Here is an 18,464-nt window from a genome sequence, read left to right on the forward strand (position 1 = left end):
TTAACCAATATAGGCATACAGCACAGACAGATAAAAATTACAGAGTACACAACATCCATGAAACGCATCAGCACCACCATTACCACCACCATCACCATTACCACAGGTAACGGTGCGGGCTGACGCGTACAGGAAAAACAGAAAAAAGCCCGCACCTGAACAGTGCGGGCTTTTTTTTCGACCAAAGGTAACGAGGTAACAACCATGCGAGTGTTGAAGTTCGGCGGTACATCAGTGGCAAATGCAGAACGGTTTCTGCGTGTTGCCGATATTCTGGAAAACAATGCCAGGCAGGGGCAGGTAGCGACCGTTCTTTCTGCTCCCGCAAAAATTACCAACCACCTGGTTGCGATGATCGAAAAGACCATCGGCGGTCTGGATGCCTTAACCAATATTAGCGATGCAGAACGGATCTTCTCTGAATTGTTAAGTGGGCTGGCAGCTGCGCAGCCGGGATTTCCGCAAGCACAACTGAAGGCTTTTGTTGAGCAAGAATTCGCGCAGATTAAACATGTTCTGCATGGTATCAGCCTGTTGGGGCAATGCCCGGACAGCGTTAATGCTTCAATCATTTGTCGTGGCGAAAAGATGTCCATTGCCATCATGGCAGGCCTGCTGGAGGCGCGTGGGCATAAAGTTACCGTTATTGATCCTGTTGAGAAATTATTGGCCGTCGGTCACTACCTGGAATCGACGGTTGATATTGCTGAATCTACCCGCCGTATAGCCGCTGGACGTATTCCTTCTGACCATATGGTGCTGATGGCCGGTTTTACTGCCGGTAATGAAAAAGGGGAACTTGTGGTGCTCGGGCGCAACGGTTCCGATTATTCCGCAGCGGTACTGGCAGCGTGTTTACGCGCCGATTGTTGCGAGATCTGGACTGATGTCGATGGTGTCTATACCTGCGACCCACGTCAGGTACCGGATGCCCGATTACTTAAGTCGATGTCGTACCAGGAGGCGATGGAACTCTCCTATTTCGGCGCCAAAGTCCTCCATCCTCGAACCATCACTCCCATCGCCCAGTTCCAGATTCCCTGCCTGATAAAAAATACCGGAAACCCGCAAGCACCAGGAACGCTGATTGGCGCCAGCCGCGACGAAGATGATCTGCCGGTGAAGGGCATTTCAAATCTCAATAATATGGCGATGTTCAGCGTCTCCGGGCCGGGGATGAAGGGAATGGTCGGCATGGCTGCTCGCGTGTTTGCGGCAATGTCTCGCTCAGGAATTTCGGTAGTCCTGATTACGCAATCCTCCTCTGAGTACAGCATTAGCTTCTGTGTACCGCAGGCTGACTGTGCACGTGCTAAGCGGGCATTGCAGGATGAGTTTTATCTTGAACTGAAAGAGGGCTTGCTGGAACCTCTGGCAGTCACTGAGCGTCTGGCAGTCATCTCCGTGGTAGGCGATGGTATGCGCACATTGCGTGGCATCTCGGCAAAATTCTTTGCTGCTCTGGCGCGCGCCAATATCAATATTGTTGCGATTGCTCAGGGATCTTCTGAGCGCTCCATTTCAGTGGTAGTCAATAACGATGATGTCACTACTGGTGTGCGTGTTACGCATCAGATGCTGTTCAATACTGATCAAGTGATTGAAGTGTTCGTCATTGGTGTGGGTGGCGTTGGTGGCGCATTGCTTGAGCAATTAAAACGTCAACAATCCTGGCTTAAGAGTAAACATATCGATTTACGCGTTTGTGGTGTTGCCAACTCCAAAGCGCTGTTGACTAACGTTCATGGCCTAAATCTTGAGAACTGGCAGGCGGAACTGGCCCAGGCGAAAGAGCCGTTTAATTTAGGGCGCTTAATTCGCCTGGTGAAAGAATATCATCTGCTTAATCCGGTAATTGTTGACTGTACCTCCAGCCAGGCGGTTGCGGATCAGTATGCTGACTTCCTGCGCGAAGGTTTCCATGTGGTGACGCCAAACAAAAAGGCCAACACTTCGTCGATGGACTACTACCATCAACTGCGTTATGCCGCAGCAAAATCCCGACGTAAATTCCTCTACGACACCAACGTAGGGGCAGGCTTACCCGTTATAGAAAACTTACAAAACCTGCTGAATGCAGGGGATGAGTTACTGCATTTTTCTGGCATTCTTTCCGGCTCACTCTCTTTCATATTCGGTAAGCTGGATGAAGGAATGAGTTTCTCTGAGGCGACTACACTGGCACGGGAAATGGGCTATACCGAGCCAGATCCACGAGACGATCTTTCGGGTATGGATGTTGCGCGTAAATTGTTGATCCTCGCTCGTGAAACCGGACGTGAACTGGAACTGTCAGATATCGTGATTGAGCCCGTACTGCCACAAGGTTTCGATGCTGAAGGCGATGTTCCTGCATTTATGGCGAATCTGTCACAACTCGATGACGCCTTTGCTGCTCGGGTGGCAAAAGCCCGTGATGAGGGCAAAGTATTACGTTATGTTGGCAATATCGAAGAAGACGGCGTATGTCGGGTGAAAATTGCCGATGTTGATGGCAACGATCCGCTGTTTAAAGTGAAGAATGGCGAGAATGCGCTGGCTTTCTATACCCATTATTACCAACCACTGCCGTTGGTATTGCGCGGTTACGGTGCAGGTAACGATGTTACAGCCGCCGGAGTTTTCGCGGACCTGCTGCGTACCCTTTCATGGAAGTTAGGAGTCTGAAATGGTTAGAGTTTATGCCCCAGCTTCCAGTGCTAATATGAGCGTGGGATTCGACGTGCTGGGAGCGGCTGTTACGCCAATCGATGGTTCATTGTTAGGAGATGTCGTCGGCGTTGAAGCTGCGGACAGTTTCAGTTTGCAGAATCTGGGGCGTTTCGCCAGCAAGCTTCCATCAAAGCCACGTGAAAACATCGTTTATCAGTGCTGGGAACGTTTTTGCCAGGAACTGGGTAAACAAATTCCAGTGGCAATGACCCTGGAAAAAAATATGCCGATCGGTTCGGGCTTAGGTTCAAGTGCTTGTTCCGTGGTCGCGGCGCTGGTCGCGATGAACGAATATTGCGGCAAACCGCTTAATGATACACGCCTGCTGGCGATCATGGGGGAGCTGGAAGGTCGTATTTCCGGCAGTATTCATTACGATAATGTCGCGCCATGTTTTCTCGGTGGGATGCAACTGATGATCGAAGAAAATGGCATCATCAGCCAACAAGTTCCAGGTTTCGACGAGTGGTTGTGGGTGTTGGCTTATCCGGGAATCAAAGTGTCAACGGCCGAAGCGCGGGCGATACTTCCGGCACAGTATCGCCGTCAGGATTGTATTGCCCACGGGCGGCATCTGGCGGGCTTTATCCATGCCTGTTATTCACGTCAGCCACTTTTGGCTGCGAAATTAATGAAAGATGTCATCGCTGAGCCGTATCGCGAACGCTTGCTGCCTGGCTTTAGTCAGGCCCGTCAGGCGGTGGCGGAAATTGGCGCAGTGGCGAGCGGTATCTCCGGTTCTGGCCCAACGTTATTCGCGTTGTGTGATAAACCGGATACTGCGCAGCGTGTTGCGGAGTGGCTGGCAAAAAATTATCTGCAAAATCAGGAAGGCTTTGTTCATATTTGCCGGCTGGATACGGCGGGCGCACGGGTACTGGAATAATCGATGAAACTTTATAATCTGAAAGATCACAACGAACAGGTCAGTTTTGCGCAAGCTGTTACACAAGGGCTGGGCAAAAACCAGGGGTTATTTTTTCCGCACGAGCTGCCAGAATTTAGCCTGACGCAAATCGACGAAATGCTGGAACAGGATTTTGTGCCACGTAGCGCAAAGATTCTTTCCGCTTTCATTGGTGATGAAATTCCCAATGAAATCCTTGAAGAACGTGTACGAGCGGCATTTGCGTTCCCGGCACCGGTGAGTAAGGTGGAAAAAGATGTTGGTTGTCTGGAACTCTTCCATGGGCCGACACTGGCGTTTAAAGATTTCGGTGGGCGCTTTATGGCGCAAATGTTGACGCATATCGCAGGCGACAAACCAGTCACCATCCTGACTGCGACTTCTGGCGATACTGGGGCTGCAGTGGCCCATGCGTTCTATGGTTTGCCAAATGTGAAAGTTGTCATCCTTTACCCGCGCGGCAAAATCAGCCCACTACAAGAAAAATTGTTCTGTACGTTGGGGGGCAATATTGAAACTGTCGCCATTGACGGCGATTTCGATGCCTGTCAGGCACTAGTGAAGCAGGCGTTTGATGACGAAGAGCTGAAAGTCGCGCTGGGGCTAAATTCAGCAAATTCTATTAACATCAGCCGCTTGCTGGCGCAAATCTGCTATTACTTCGAAGCTGTCGCCCAGTTACCTCAAGAGGCGCGCAATCAGCTGGTGATCTCTGTACCCAGTGGCAATTTTGGTGATTTGACTGCTGGTCTGTTGGCGAAATCACTCGGTTTGCCAGTAAAACGTTTTATCGCCGCGACCAACGTAAACGATACGGTGCCACGTTTCCTGAAAGAGGGTAAATGGTTGCCAAATGCTACCCAGGCGACGTTATCTAACGCGATGGATGTTAGCCAGCCGAACAACTGGCCGCGCGTAGAAGAACTGTTCCGGCGTAAAATCTGGCAACTGAAAGAGCTGGGTTATGCGGCGGTAGATGATGAAACTACCCGACAGACTATGCGCGAGCTCCAGGTTCTGGGTTATACCTCTGAACCACATGCCGCTGTGGCTTACCGTGCGCTGCGTGACCAGTTAAATCCAGGAGAGTATGGCTTGTTCCTGGGAACTGCGCATCCGGCGAAATTTAAAGAAAGCGTTGAAGAGATTCTTGGTACAACGTTGGATCTACCAAAAGAACTGGCGGAACGCGCTGACTTGCCATTGCTTTCGCATAATCTGCCAGCCGATTTTGCCGCGCTGCGTAAGCTGATGATGGAACGCGTTTAACGTTCTTCGCCGGAATAGACCTGACCGTGTCTATTCCGGCATTTTTACATCAAATGTGCAGAAAATATGGAGGAAATCGACAGGTAAAAAGGAGGAATTCTCAATAAATGCGGTAACTTACAGATTGGGATTGCGGATAATAACAACCCTCGTTCCGCTGGTGTACTCTCCTGTTATCGACCCATAACGGGCAGTAATAACAGGAGTAACCTATGAAACTTTTGAAGCCAGTGCTTCTTGCACTCTCCATGATGCTGGTAGCTCCCATGGCTGTTCAGGCGGCAGAAATTACCCTTGTTCCGGCAGTAAAATTACAGATTGGTGATCGAGATAATCGCGGTTATTACTGGGATGGTGGTTACTGGCGTGACCACGGCTGGTGGAATAAACACTATGAATGGCGGGGAAATCGTTGGCATCGACATGCACCGCCGCCGCCACGTCATCACAAACCTAATAAGCATCATAATGATCATCGCGGCGACCACGGGCCAGGCAGAGGTCATCGTTAATTCACCTGGAATAGCGCTACTTGCGTAGCGTTATTCTTATTGTTCGTGACGTTTAAACACCAACTCGCCATTTGCAGACGCTTCTTCATCAAAGAAATAACCTTCGCGATTAAAGTCCTTTAACTGTTCTGGCTTCGTCAGGCGATTATCAATAATAAAACGACTCATCAGGCCACGCGCTTTCTTAGCGTAAAAACTGATCACTTTAAATTTACCGTTTTTCTCGTCGAGGAAGACCGGTTTAATCAGTTCGGCATTGAGTTTTTTTGGCTTCACGGATTTGAAGTATTCATCTGACGCCAAATTAATAACAAAACGTATGCCTTGCGCGTCAATAACTTCGTTCAATTTATGGGTAATCACATCGCCCCAAAATTGATAGAGATCTTTACCTTTTGCATTTTCAAGGCGGATCCCCATTTCCAGGCGATAAGGTTGCATTAAATCCAGTGGGCGCAATACGCCGTATAGACCAGAAAGCATGCGTAAATGCTGTTGGGCAAAATCGAAATCTTCTTCACTGAACGTCTCGGCTTGCAAACCGGTATAGACGTCGCCTTTAAATGCCAGAATAGCCTGACGGGCATTTTCCAGTGTGAAATTTGGCTGCCAGTCATGAAAACGAGTGGCATTGAGATCAGCAAGCTTGTCGCTGATATTCATCAGCTTTTTAATTTGTGGAGCAGAAAGTTTACGGGCTTCATGAATGAGTTGCTGGGAGTGATCTAACAGCTCCGGCAGCGTGAAGCGCGTGGTAGCCAATGGGCTTTGATAATCGAGAGTTTTTGCAGGTGAAATAAGAATCAACATATCCAGTCCTTGCAGGAAATTTAAGGCGACTTTAGCAAAAAAACAGGATCAATTGATCGATAGTTGCAATTACTCTCGTGGTACTTCATCCCAGGCGTCCGGGGAGAGCTGCTGTTCAATATCCGGGTAGCGCATTGGATCGAACGTTGGACGCACACCAAGTTTGCGCTGTCGCAGATAATCACTGGCAATAGTGTGCACCACGGGGGAAAGCAGCAGAATTGCTGTCAGGTTAGTGATCGCCATACAGGCCATAATGATATCGGTCAGCTGCCACATTAAGGGAAAGCTCATCACTGTGCCTAAAATCACTGTGCAGCAGGTTGCTATACGCAGCCCCCATATCGCAGTTGGATTATCCAGATGCAAGAAATAGAGATTGTTTTCTGCATAAATATAATTCGCGACAATAGAGCTGAAGGCAAACAGGATCACGATAATCGCTACAAAACTGGCGCCCCATTCACCTACCAGTACAGTCATAGCTTTCTGCACAAGATGAATACCTTCTATTGGCGCAAATGGCGTACCGTGACCTGCCAGCAAAACCAGCATTGCTGTTGCGCTACACACTACCAGGGTATCGATAAAAATGCCGATCATTTGCACGATACCCTGAGCAGCAGGGTGGGGGGGCCACGATGCAGCTGCGGCGGCAGCATTTGGTGTAGAACCCATACCCGCTTCGTTAGAAAACATACCACGCTGGAAACCACTGGTAATTGCCTGACTTAGGGTATAACCCGCAACGCCTCCGGCAGCTTCCTGCCAGCCGAATGCACATTTAATAATCGTTAACAGGATCGCTGGAATCTGCTCAATATTCATGAGGCAAATCACCACGCTGGCAAGTATCCAGATCAACGCCACGACGGGTATAAACCATTGCATCAGACGGGCTACGCCTTGTATCCCTCGCAACACAGCCAACAGCATCAGTACTGCAAGTGCCACGCCGCTGATCAGAGGCGGGAAATCAAATGCAAAATGCAACGCCCGGGAAACCGAATTAGCCTGCACACCGTTAATGATTAGCCCATAAGCAATCAACAGAAAGACGGCAAACAACACGCCCATCCAACGCATCCCGAGGCCTCGTGCCATATACCATGCCGGGCCACCACGAAATTGCCCGTTACGGTCACGCTCTTTATAGAGTTGTGCGAGAGAACACTCGGCAAAAGATGTCGCCATTCCCAGGAAGGCAACGACCCACATCCAAAAGATTGCGCCGGGGCCGCCAGTGGTGATCGCCAGCGCTACGCCAGCAAGGTTACCACTCCCTATGCGCGCAGCGAGGCTGGTACAGAGTGCCTGAAAAGCGGTTAAGCCCCCGGATTGCGGATGAAGACTATTTTTCAGACTTTTGCCAAACTGGCGGATATAACGAAACTGAACGAATCCGGTACGCCATGTAAACCAGCAACCTGCCCCAAAGAGCAGGTAGATCATGACCGAACCCCAGAGAATACTATTAATAAATGAGAAAAAATCAGGCATTAACATCCCTCTTACTGCCGGTACGCCAGAACTATCCTGTGTTAACGTTATCAACTGATTAACAGTATATACCCTGAGGCATGACTTAATCGGCGCTATCATACATGAGGTCGTCATTCATAAAGGCGGGTGATATCAACGTCGAGTCAGAAAAGTTGATGTCTTTCGTGGAGTGTGCAGCGCATTGTCTGCGGTTGCGATGTCACGATGTCGTGATATCATCGGGGGCAGACCGGTTACATCCCCCTAACAAGCTGTTTAAAGAGAAATACTATCATGACGGACAAATTGACCTCCCTTCGTCAGTACACAACTGTAGTGGCCGACACCGGAGATATCGCGGCAATGAAGCTGTATCAGCCGCAGGATGCCACAACCAACCCTTCTCTCATTCTCAACGCAGCTCAGATCCCTGAATACCGCAAGTTGATTGATGATGCTGTTGCATGGGCTAAGCAGCAGAGCAGTGATCGTGCTCAGCAAATCGTTGATGCTACCGACAAACTGGCGGTAAACATTGGGCTTGAGATCCTTAAACTGGTACCAGGACGCATCTCTACAGAAGTTGATGCGCGTCTTTCTTATGACACCGAAGCCTCTATTGCCAAAGCTAAACGCCTGATCAAGCTCTATAACGATGCAGGCATCAGCAATGATCGTATTCTGATCAAGCTGGCATCTACCTGGCAGGGTATCCGCGCCGCTGAGCAACTGGAAAAAGAAGGTATCAACTGTAACCTGACTCTGCTGTTCTCCTTCGCGCAGGCGCGTGCATGTGCAGAAGCGGGTGTTTATCTGATCTCTCCGTTTGTTGGTCGTATTCTGGACTGGTACAAAGCCAATACCGATAAGAAAGAGTACGCACCGGCGGAAGATCCGGGTGTGGTTTCTGTTTCAGAAATCTACCAGTATTACAAAGAGCACGGTTACGAAACTGTCGTTATGGGGGCAAGCTTCCGTAACATGGGCGAAATCCTGGAGTTGGCTGGTTGTGACCGCCTGACTATTGCCCCAGCACTGTTGAAAGAGCTGGCAGAAAGTGAAGGTGCGGTAGAGCGTAAACTGTCCTTCTCTGGCGAAGTGAAAGCGCGTCCGGAGCGCATCACTGAATCTGAGTTCCTGTGGCAACACAACCAGGATCCGATGGCAGTAGATAAACTGGCGGATGGCATTCGTAAGTTTGCTGTTGACCAGGAAAAACTGGAAAAAATGATCGGCGAACTGCTGTAATCATACTTAGCGTGACCGTAAATTCGGTCACGCTACCTCTTCTCAAACCTGTCTGTCATTCCCTTCGCAGTGTATCATTCTGTTTAACGAGACTGTCTAAACGGAATAATCTTGATGAATACTTTACGCATTGGACTTGTGTCTATCTCTGATCGCGCCTCCAGTGGTGTCTACCAGGATAAAGGCATCCCGGCCCTGGAAGCATGGCTGGCAACAGCACTAACCACTCCTTTTGAAGTGGAGACCCGCTTAATCCCTGATGAGCAGGCTATTATTGAACAAACGCTATGTGAACTAGTCGATGAAATGAGTTGCCATCTGGTTCTGACAACGGGCGGCACTGGTCCGGCACGACGTGATGTTACACCAGATGCAACGCTGGCAGTAGCTGACCGCGAGATGCCAGGGTTTGGTGAGCAAATGCGCCAGATTAGTTTGCATTTTGTGCCGACAGCGATCCTTTCACGCCAGGTGGGAGTCATTCGTAAACAGGCGTTGATTCTTAATTTGCCTGGCCAGCCGAAATCTATTCAGGAGACACTGGAAGGGGTAAAAGATGCTGACGGTAAAGTTCTTGTACCGGGGATATTTGCCAGCGTGCCTTACTGCATACAATTACTCGAAGGGCCATACATTGAAACAGCAGCGGAAGTAGTTGCGGCATTCAGACCAAAGAGTGCAAGAAGAGAAGTTAAAGAATAAAAAATCCCCCCGGTGCGGGGGGAATTCTAACAATTAGTGAGACTCACCAATCGGCAGAACGGTACGGCCAAACTGCTCATTCAGCACTTCACCCATTGCCAGATAGATTGCACTGGCACCGCAGATCAGGCCAATCCAGCCTGCAAAATGGATAATAGCTTCATTGCCAGCAATGTTACCTACAGCCAACAATGCAAACAGTACAGTCAGGCTCAGGAATACAAACTGCAAAACGCGTGCGCCTTTCAGCGTGCCAAAGAACATAAACAGCGTAAACACACCCCAGAGCCCCAGATATACGCCAAGGAACTGAGTGTTCGGTGCATCTGTCAGACCCATTTTCGGCATCAGCAGAATAGCAACCAGTGTCAGCCAGAAAGAACCATAAGAAGTAAAAGCGGTTACGCCAAAGGTGTTGCCCTTTTTGTACTCCATCAAGCCAGCAAAAATTTGCGCGATACCGCCGTAAAAAATGCCCATGGCGATAATGATACCGTCGAGAGCAAAGAAACCCACGTTATGCAGGTTAAGCAGAATGGTGGTCATGCCGAAGCCCATCAGGCCCAGCGGTGCCGGGTTAGCCAACTTAGTGTTGCCCATAATTCCTCAGAATCATCATTGATTGAATGGTGAAATAATTTCCCTGAATAACTGTAATGATTTCAGGGCGCGGCATAATAATCAGGCAAAAGGGCACTGTCTATGATCTTATGAAGGAAATTGCATAATTTTTGCTACAGGTTGGCGGAGATCGGCGCGATTAGCAGGTGGTCAAACATACCTGCCACAACGCCGTGGAAAGCTCATGGTTGCGGGTATTAATAACTGCATTTCACTAATATTTTAATTTTATTAACTTTTTTTGATGAGATTAGCTTAATCGATTACTGTGCAAAATGCATTCTGCTGGCTGACGTCATTTTTATAAGCAAATAAACAAAAATTTTTTTGTTCTCCCCCTTGATGACGTGGGTTACGACCCCATCTAGTAGTCAACCGCATGAGTGAGTCTGCAAAAAAACGAATTGGGTAAGTTGAAACTGTCAGTTTCGCCCCTATTACAGACTCATACCACATGATGACCGAATATAAAGTGGAGACGTTTAGATGGGTAAAATTATTGGTATCGACCTGGGTACTACCAACTCTTGTGTAGCGATTATGGATGGCACCACTCCGCGTGTGCTGGAGAACGCCGAAGGCGATCGCACCACGCCTTCTATCATTGCCTATACCCAGGATGGTGAAACTCTGGTTGGTCAGCCGGCTAAACGTCAGGCAGTGACAAACCCGCAAAACACCCTGTTTGCGATTAAACGCCTGATTGGCCGCCGCTTCCAGGACGAAGAAGTACAGCGTGATGTTTCCATCATGCCGTTCAAAATTATTGCTGCTGATAACGGCGACGCTTGGGTCGAAGTTAAAGGCCAGAAAATGGCACCGCCGCAGATTTCTGCTGAAGTGCTGAAAAAAATGAAGAAAACCGCTGAAGATTACCTGGGCGAACCGGTAACTGAAGCTGTTATTACCGTACCGGCATACTTTAACGATGCTCAGCGTCAGGCAACCAAAGACGCAGGCCGTATCGCTGGTCTGGAAGTAAAACGTATCATCAACGAACCGACCGCAGCTGCGCTGGCTTACGGTCTGGACAAAGGTACTGGCAACCGTACTATCGCGGTTTATGACCTGGGTGGTGGTACTTTCGATATTTCTATTATCGAAATCGACGAAGTTGACGGCGAAAAAACCTTTGAAGTTCTGGCAACCAACGGTGATACCCACCTGGGTGGTGAAGACTTCGACAGCCGTCTGATCAACTACCTGGTTGAAGAATTCAAGAAAGATCAGGGCATTGACCTGCGCAACGATCCGCTGGCAATGCAGCGCCTGAAAGAAGCGGCAGAAAAAGCGAAAATCGAACTTTCTTCCGCTCAGCAGACCGACGTTAACCTGCCGTATATCACTGCAGACGCGACCGGTCCGAAACACATGAACATCAAAGTGACTCGTGCGAAACTGGAAAGCCTGGTTGAAGACCTGGTAAACCGTTCCATTGAGCCGCTGAAAGTTGCACTGCAGGACGCTGGCCTGTCCGTATCTGATATCGACGACGTTATCCTCGTTGGTGGTCAGACTCGTATGCCAATGGTTCAGAAGAAAGTTGCTGAATTCTTTGGTAAAGAGCCGCGTAAAGACGTTAACCCGGACGAAGCTGTAGCTATCGGTGCTGCTGTTCAGGGTGGTGTTCTGACTGGTGACGTAAAAGACGTACTGCTGCTGGACGTTACCCCGCTGTCTCTGGGTATCGAAACCATGGGCGGTGTGATGACGACGCTGATCGCGAAAAACACCACTATCCCGACCAAGCACAGCCAGGTGTTCTCTACCGCTGAAGACAACCAGTCTGCGGTAACCATCCATGTGCTGCAGGGTGAACGTAAACGTGCGGCTGATAACAAATCTCTGGGTCAGTTCAACCTGGATGGTATCAACCCAGCACCGCGCGGTATGCCGCAGATCGAAGTTACCTTCGATATCGATGCTGACGGTATCCTGCACGTTTCCGCGAAAGACAAAAACAGCGGTAAAGAGCAGAAGATCACCATCAAGGCTTCTTCTGGTCTGAACGAAGATGAAATCCAGAAAATGGTACGCGACGCAGAAGCGAACGCCGAAGCTGACCGTAAGTTTGAAGAGCTGGTACAGACCCGCAACCAGGGCGACCATCTGCTGCACAGCACCCGTAAGCAGGTTGAAGAAGCAGGCGACAAACTGCCGGCTGACGACAAAACTGCTATCGAGTCTGCGCTGACTGCACTGGAAACTGCTCTGAAAGGTGAAGACAAAGCCGCTATCGAAGCGAAAATGCAGGAACTGGCACAGGTTTCCCAGAAACTGATGGAAATCGCCCAGCAGCAACATGCCCAGCAGCAGACTGCCGGTGCTGATGCTTCTGCAAACAACGCGAAAGATGACGATGTTGTCGACGCTGAATTTGAAGAAGTCAAAGACAAAAAATAATCGCCCTATAAACGGGTAATTATACTGACACGGGCGAAGAGGAATTTCCTCTCCGCCCGTGCATTCATCTAGGGGCAAATCAAAAAAGATGGCTAAGCAAGATTATTACGAGATTTTAGGCGTTTCCAAAACAGCGGAAGAGCGTGAAATCAAAAAGGCCTACAAACGCCTGGCCATGAAATACCACCCGGACCGTAACCAGGGTGACAAAGAGGCCGAGGCGAAATTTAAAGAGATCAAGGAAGCTTATGAGGTTCTGACCGACTCGCAAAAACGTGCGGCATACGATCAGTATGGTCATGCTGCGTTTGAGCAAGGCGGCATGGGCGGCGGCGGTTTTGGCGGCGGCGCGGACTTCAGCGATATTTTTGGTGACGTTTTCGGCGATATTTTTGGCGGCGGGCGTGGTCGTCAACGTGCGGCGCGCGGTGCTGATTTACGCTATAACATGGAGCTCACCCTCGAAGAAGCTGTACGTGGCGTGACCAAAGAGATCCGCATTCCGACTCTGGAAGAGTGTGACGTTTGCCACGGTAGCGGTGCAAAACCAGGTACACAGCCGCAAACCTGTCCGACCTGTCATGGTTCTGGTCAGGTGCAGATGCGCCAGGGCTTCTTTGCTGTGCAGCAGACCTGTCCACACTGTCAGGGCCGCGGTACGCTGATCAAAGATCCGTGCAACAAATGTCATGGTCATGGTCGTGTTGAGCGCAGCAAAACGCTGTCCGTTAAAATCCCGGCAGGAGTGGACACTGGAGACCGCATCCGTCTTGCGGGCGAAGGTGAAGCGGGCGAGCATGGCGCACCGGCAGGCGATCTGTACGTTCAGGTTCAGGTTAAACAGCACCCGATTTTCGAGCGTGAAGGCAACAACCTGTATTGCGAAGTCCCGATCAACTTCGCTATGGCGGCGCTGGGTGGCGAAATCGAAGTACCGACTCTTGATGGTCGCGTCAAACTGAAAGTGCCTGGCGAAACCCAGACCGGTAAGCTGTTCCGTATGCGCGGTAAAGGCGTCAAGTCTGTCCGCGGTGGCGCACAGGGTGATTTGCTGTGCCGCGTTGTCGTCGAAACACCGGTAGGCCTGAACGAGAAGCAGAAACAGCTGCTGCAAGAGCTGCAAGAAAGCTTCGGTGGCCCAACCGGCGAGCACAACAGCCCGCGCTCAAAGAGCTTCTTTGATGGTGTGAAGAAGTTTTTCGACGACCTGACTCGCTAACCTCCCCAAAAGCCTGCCCGTGGGCAGGCCAGGTAAAAAACAGGGTGCGTTGAAGATATGCGAGCACCTGTAAAGTGGCGGGGATCACTCCCCGCCGTTGCTCTTACTCGGATTCGTAAGCCGTGAAAACAGCAACCTCCGTCTGGCCAGTTCGGATGTGAACCTCACAGAGGTCTTTTCTCGTTACCAGCGCCGCCACTACGGCGGTGATACAGATGACGATCAGGGCGACAATCATCGCCTTATGCTGCTTCATTGCTCTCTTCTCCTTGACCTTACGGTCAGTAAGAGGCACTCTACATGTGTTCAGCATATAGGGGGCCTCGGGTTGATGGTAAAATATCACTCGGGGCTTTTCTCTATCTGCCGTTCAGCTAATGCCTGAGACAGATAGCCTCAAGCACCCGCCGCTATTATACAGCGCTTTTAATTTCCCCTTACTTACTCCTTTCTGTTTCCTGAAAGCACTACGCAAAAATGAAGAATTATTTTTAATTTCTTTGTTTTTCAAAAGATTATTTGTATCTCGTCGGACTTTCTCGTGAGCAGGCTGAATATCCGCAAATTCCCCATTATGCAAAGCGTTTTCAAGGCATGATCATTTTTATCCAATATTCTTAAGATTAATCTTTTTCAGACAGTACAATACATACAATACGTGAATGACTTATGAGTGAAATTGCTCATAAAACTCGAATTATCCGAATTAAAAGCCATAAATAATCTAATTTTAGCGATTTGTTGATCGGTGTAATATAGAAATAACGAAGTGTTCACGGTGAAGAGAGAAGAAAAAGTGAAACATCTACATCGATTTTTCAGTAGCGATGCCTCGGGGGGCATCATACTTATCATTGCCGCAGTATTGGCAATGATAATGGCGAATAGCGGAGCAACCAGTGGATGGTATCACGACTTTCTGGAGACCCCAGTACAGTTGCGGGTGGGAGCCCTTGAGATCAATAAAAACATGCTGTTATGGATTAACGATGCACTTATGGCAGTGTTTTTCTTATTGGTCGGCTTAGAAGTCAAACGTGAACTGTTGCAAGGTTCTCTGGCGAGTTTGCGCCAGGCAGCATTTCCAGTGATAGCGGCGATTGGTGGGATGATTGTCCCGGCACTGCTTTATCTGGCATTTAACTATTCAGATCCCATTACTCGTGAGGGTTGGGCAATTCCTGCGGCTACAGATATCGCATTTGCTCTTGGTGTACTTGCTTTGCTGGGTAGCCGTGTACCGCTGGCGTTGAAAATCTTTTTGATGGCGTTGGCAATTATCGATGATCTGGGCGCTATCATTATCATCGCACTGTTTTACACCAATGACCTGTCGATGGCGTCACTGGGTGTTGCGGCTTGCGCCATTGCGGTATTGGCGGCGCTTAATCTTTGTGGGGTTCGTCGTACAGGTGTTTACATACTGGTTGGCGTGGTCTTGTGGACTGCCGTTCTGAAATCAGGCGTACATGCGACGTTAGCAGGCGTTATTGTCGGTTTCTTTATCCCCTTGAAAGAGAAGCATGGACGGTCTCCCGCAAAACGTCTGGAGCATGTTCTTCATCCATGGGTTGCTTATTTGATTCTGCCATTGTTTGCTTTTGCCAACGCCGGTGTTTCGTTACAAGGCGTCACTGTTAATGGGCTGACTTCGGTATTGCCTCTGGGGATCATCGCCGGGTTGTTAATCGGTAAACCTTTGGGGATCAGCTTGTTTTGCTGGCTTTCCTTGCGTCTTAAACTGGCGCATTTGCCAGAAGGGACACATTTTTCGCAAATTATGGCGGTGGGCATTTTGTGTGGCATTGGCTTCACCATGTCGATCTTTATTGCCAGCCTGGCTTTCGGCAGTGTTGATCCAGAATTGATTAACTGGGCGAAACTGGGAATATTAATCGGTTCACTACTTTCGGCGCTAATTGGTTATAGCTGGTTACGTCTTCGTTTAAACGCGACGACATGATCGGTACAAGAGAGCAGGGAGCCATGATCGGCTCCCTTTGTGGTACATATCAGGGAGAGAAAAAAGAATGTCTCATATGAATTACAACCATCTTTATTATTTCTGGCATGTGTATAAAGAAGGTTCGGTGGTTGGTGCGGCTGAGGCACTTTACTTAACGCCACAAACCATTACCGGTCAGATTAAGGCGCTGGAAGAACGCTTGCAGGGAAAACTGTTCAAACGTAAAGGGCGCGGCCTTGAGCCCAGCGAGTTGGGAGAGTTAGTTTTCCGTTATGCTGACAAAATGTTCACATTAAGCCAGGAAATGTTGGATATTGTGAACTATCGCAAAGAGTCTAACTTACTGTTTGACGTCGGTGTTGCCGATGCGTTGTCGAAGCGCCTGGTCAGCAGTGTGCTGAATGCAGCAGTGGTGGAGGAAGAGCAGATCCATCTGCGCTGTTTTGAATCGACGCATGAGATGCTATTGGAGCAGTTGAGTCAGCATAAACTGGATATGATCATCTCTGACTGTCCGATCGATTCCACTCAGCAGGAAGGTCTGTTTTCCATGAAGATAGGCGAGTGTGGTATCAGTTTCTGGTGTACTAATCCACTGCCAGAAAAACCGTTTCCTGCCTGTCTTGAAGAGCGCCGTTTACTTATTCCGGGGCGTCGCTCAATGTTGGGGCGTAAGCTATTAAACTGGTTTAACTCCCAGGGCTTGAACGTCGAAATTTTGGGTGAGTTTGATGATGCTGCGTTGATGAAAGCCTTTGGGGCGGCGCATAACGCTATTTTCGTTGCACCTTCGCTTTACGCTAATGATTTCTATAACGATGACTCGGTTGTGGAGATAGGCCGCGTTGAGAACGTGATGGAAGAGTACCACGCTATTTTCGCCGAAAGGATGATTCAGCACCCTGCAGTACAGCGTATTTGCAATACAGACTACTCAGCGCTGTTTACTCCAGCTTCAAAATAAACATTTATACTTTGCAGGCCGAATTTTGGCCTGCAGGTGGACATAAAAAAACCCGCCAGAGCGGGTTTTTTTACAAAGCTGACAACAACAGGCGATTAAGCCAGTTTGTTGATCTGTGCAGTCAGGTTAGCCTTATGACGTGCAGCTTTGTTTTTGTGGATCAGACCTTTAGCAGCCTGACGGTCCACGATCGGTTGCATTTCGTTAAATGCTTTCTGTGCAGCAGCTTTGTCGCCAGCTTCGATAGCTGCGTATACTTTCTTGATGAAAGTACGCATCATAGAGCGACGGCTTGCGTTGTGCTTACGAGCCTTTTCAGACTGAATGGCGCGCTTCTTAGCTGATTTGATATTAGCCAAGGTCCAACTCCCAAATGTGTTCTATATGGACAATTCAAAGGCCGAGGAATATGCCCTTTTAGCCTTCTTTTGTCAATGGATTTGTGCAAATAAGCGCCGTTAATGTGCCGGCACTCGTTACGTAGTGATGGCGCAGGATTCTACCAGCTTGCGGGGTGTGAATACAGCTTTTCCGCGATAAAAATTGCAGCAGGCAGTCTGTTTCTTCCCGTAATTTGCGCCATGGCAATGAAAAGCCACTTCTTTCTGATTTCGGTACTCAATCGCCGGTTAACCTTGACCGCTGTACAAGGTATACTCGGACGATTTTCACTGTTTTGAGCCAGACATGAAGCTGATACGCGGCATACATAATCTCAGCCAGGCCCCGCAAGAAGGGTGTGTGCTGACTATTGGTAATTTCGATGGCGTGCATCGCGGTCATCGCGCGCTGTTACAGGGCTTGCAGGAAGAAGGGCGCAAGCGCAACTTACCGGTGATGGTGATGCTTTTTGAACCTCAACCACTGGAACTGTTTGCTACCGATAAAGCCCCGGCACGGCTGACCCGGCTGCGGGAAAAACTGCGTTACCTTGCTGAGTGCGGCGTTGATTACGTGCTGTGCGTGCGTTTCGACAGGCGTTTCGCGGCGTTAACCGCGCAAAATTTCATCAGTGATCTTCTGGTGAAGCATTTGCGGGTAAAATTTCTTGCCGTAGGTGATGATTTCCGCTTTGGCGCTGGTCGTGAAGGCGATTTCTTGTTATTACAGAAAGCTGGCATGGAATACGGCTTCGATATCACCAGTACGCAAACTTTTTGCGAAGGTGGCGTGCGTATCAGCAGCACCGCCGTGCGTCAGGCTCTTGCGGATGACAATCTGGCTCTGGCAGAAAGTTTACTGGGGCACCCGTTTGCCATCTCCGGGCGTGTGGTCCACGGTGATGAATTAGGGCGCACTATAGGTTTCCCGACGGCGAATGTACCGCTGCGCCGTCAGGTTTCCCCGGTGAAAGGGGTTTATGCGGTAGAAGTGCTGGGCCTCGGTGAAAAGCCGTTACCCGGCGTGGCAAACATCGGAACACGCCCAACGGTTGCCGGTATTCGCCAGCAGCTGGAAGTGCATTTGTTAGATGTTGCAATGGACCTGTATGGTCGCCATATACAAGTAGTGCTGCGTAAAAAAATACGCAATGAGCAGCGATTTGCGTCGCTGGACGAACTGAAAGCGCAGATTGCGCGTGATGAATTAACCGCCCGCGAATTTTTTGGGCTAACAAAACCGGCTTAAGCCTGTTATGTAATCAAACC

At 49.4% G+C, this 18,464-nt stretch carries 18 protein-coding genes and 1 other annotated feature; of the genes, 13 read left to right on the forward strand and 5 right to left on the reverse strand.

Annotated elements, in window-relative coordinates:
- Positions 1-57 precede the first annotated feature (57 nt).
- The 5 genes from thrL (at position 58) to EFER_RS00280 (ending at position 5,400) form a co-directional block, all read left to right on the forward strand.
- Positions 58-123, forward strand: coding sequence for a thr operon leader peptide (gene thrL / locus EFER_RS00255; protein WP_001386572.1), 66 nt, complete (start codon positions 58-60; stop codon positions 121-123).
- Positions 59-179 (forward strand) — a sequence feature (Thr leader region). It overlaps the preceding gene by 65 nt.
- A 25-nt stretch (positions 180-204) precedes the next feature.
- Entirely contained in the window at positions 205-2,667 is a 2,463-nt protein-coding gene (thrA, locus tag EFER_RS00260) for a bifunctional aspartate kinase/homoserine dehydrogenase I (RefSeq protein ID WP_001264663.1), read from the forward strand.
- Position 2,668: 1 nt separating this feature from the next.
- Positions 2,669-3,598 (forward strand): homoserine kinase, encoded by a 930-nt coding sequence (thrB, locus tag EFER_RS00265; protein WP_000252740.1) that lies wholly within the window; start codon positions 2,669-2,671, stop codon positions 3,596-3,598.
- Positions 3,599-3,601: 3 nt separating this feature from the next.
- Complete coding sequence (gene thrC, locus EFER_RS00270) at positions 3,602-4,888, forward strand: threonine synthase (RefSeq protein WP_000781090.1); 1,287 nt, start codon at positions 3,602-3,604, stop codon at positions 4,886-4,888.
- A 212-nt stretch (positions 4,889-5,100) separates the two neighbouring features.
- Positions 5,101-5,400, forward strand: a complete 300-nt coding sequence (locus EFER_RS00280) for a DUF2502 domain-containing protein (RefSeq protein WP_000771325.1) — start codon at positions 5,101-5,103, stop codon at positions 5,398-5,400.
- A 36-nt stretch (positions 5,401-5,436) separates the two neighbouring features.
- On the opposite strand, the gene yaaA is transcribed toward EFER_RS00280, so the two are convergent.
- Positions 5,437-6,210 (reverse strand): peroxide stress protein YaaA, encoded by a 774-nt coding sequence (gene yaaA / locus EFER_RS00285; RefSeq protein ID WP_000906157.1) that lies wholly within the window; start codon positions 6,208-6,210, stop codon positions 5,437-5,439.
- Positions 6,211-6,279: 69 nt separating this feature from the next.
- Positions 6,280-7,710, reverse strand: coding sequence for an alanine/glycine:cation symporter family protein (locus EFER_RS00290; RefSeq protein ID WP_001112547.1), 1,431 nt, complete (start codon positions 7,708-7,710; stop codon positions 6,280-6,282).
- Positions 7,711-7,986: 276 nt separating this feature from the next.
- Between EFER_RS00290 and tal the strand changes: the two genes are divergently transcribed.
- On the forward strand, positions 7,987-8,940 hold the full coding sequence (gene tal / locus EFER_RS00295; protein ID WP_000130195.1) for a transaldolase: 954 nt from the start codon (positions 7,987-7,989) through the stop codon (positions 8,938-8,940).
- A gap of 114 nt (positions 8,941-9,054) precedes the next feature.
- Positions 9,055-9,642, forward strand: coding sequence for a molybdopterin adenylyltransferase (mog, locus tag EFER_RS00300; RefSeq protein ID WP_002431696.1), 588 nt, complete (start codon positions 9,055-9,057; stop codon positions 9,640-9,642).
- Positions 9,643-9,675: 33 nt separating this feature from the next.
- Here the strand turns inward: mog and satP are convergent, their stop codons facing one another.
- The gene (gene satP, locus EFER_RS00305) at positions 9,676-10,242 is read right to left on the reverse strand and encodes an acetate uptake transporter (protein ID WP_000528529.1); all 567 of its coding nucleotides are present in this window, start codon (positions 10,240-10,242) and stop codon (positions 9,676-9,678) included.
- Between the two features lie 507 nt (positions 10,243-10,749).
- Here satP and dnaK point away from each other — a divergent pair.
- Both dnaK and dnaJ read left to right on the forward strand, forming a co-directional pair.
- Entirely contained in the window at positions 10,750-12,666 is a 1,917-nt protein-coding gene (dnaK, locus tag EFER_RS00310; RefSeq protein WP_000516135.1) for a molecular chaperone DnaK, read from the forward strand.
- A gap of 88 nt (positions 12,667-12,754) precedes the next feature.
- On the forward strand, positions 12,755-13,885 hold the full coding sequence (dnaJ, locus tag EFER_RS00315) for a molecular chaperone DnaJ (RefSeq protein ID WP_001118464.1): 1,131 nt from the start codon (positions 12,755-12,757) through the stop codon (positions 13,883-13,885).
- Between the two features lie 103 nt (positions 13,886-13,988).
- Here the strand turns inward: dnaJ and mokC are convergent, their stop codons facing one another.
- Positions 13,989-14,141 (reverse strand): type I toxin-antitoxin system toxin MokC, encoded by a 153-nt coding sequence (gene mokC, locus EFER_RS00320; protein WP_000809168.1) that lies wholly within the window; start codon positions 14,139-14,141, stop codon positions 13,989-13,991.
- Between the two features lie 540 nt (positions 14,142-14,681).
- Between mokC and nhaA the strand changes: the two genes are divergently transcribed.
- Positions 14,682-15,848 (forward strand): Na+/H+ antiporter NhaA, encoded by a 1,167-nt coding sequence (gene nhaA, locus EFER_RS00325; RefSeq protein WP_000681374.1) that lies wholly within the window; start codon positions 14,682-14,684, stop codon positions 15,846-15,848.
- Between the two features lie 67 nt (positions 15,849-15,915).
- Positions 15,916-16,815, forward strand: a complete 900-nt coding sequence (gene nhaR, locus EFER_RS00330; RefSeq protein WP_000019049.1) for a transcriptional activator NhaR — start codon at positions 15,916-15,918, stop codon at positions 16,813-16,815.
- A 95-nt stretch (positions 16,816-16,910) separates the two neighbouring features.
- Here the strand turns inward: nhaR and rpsT are convergent, their stop codons facing one another.
- Complete coding sequence (gene rpsT / locus EFER_RS00335; protein ID WP_001274021.1) at positions 16,911-17,174, reverse strand: 30S ribosomal protein S20; 264 nt, start codon at positions 17,172-17,174, stop codon at positions 16,911-16,913.
- 102 nt (positions 17,175-17,276) lie between these two features.
- Between rpsT and EFER_RS00340 the strand changes: the two genes are divergently transcribed.
- Together EFER_RS00340 and ribF are read left to right on the forward strand one after the other, a co-directional pair.
- Positions 17,277-17,495, forward strand: coding sequence for a DUF2575 family protein (locus EFER_RS00340; RefSeq protein WP_012599853.1), 219 nt, complete (start codon positions 17,277-17,279; stop codon positions 17,493-17,495).
- A gap of 7 nt (positions 17,496-17,502) precedes the next feature.
- The gene (ribF, locus tag EFER_RS00345; RefSeq protein ID WP_000767329.1) at positions 17,503-18,444 is read left to right on the forward strand and encodes a bifunctional riboflavin kinase/FAD synthetase; all 942 of its coding nucleotides are present in this window, start codon (positions 17,503-17,505) and stop codon (positions 18,442-18,444) included.
- Positions 18,445-18,464: the final 20 nt, after the last annotated feature.

The sequence above is a fragment of the Escherichia fergusonii ATCC 35469 genome, assembly GCF_000026225.1.
Classification (GTDB): domain Bacteria; phylum Pseudomonadota; class Gammaproteobacteria; order Enterobacterales; family Enterobacteriaceae; genus Escherichia; species Escherichia fergusonii.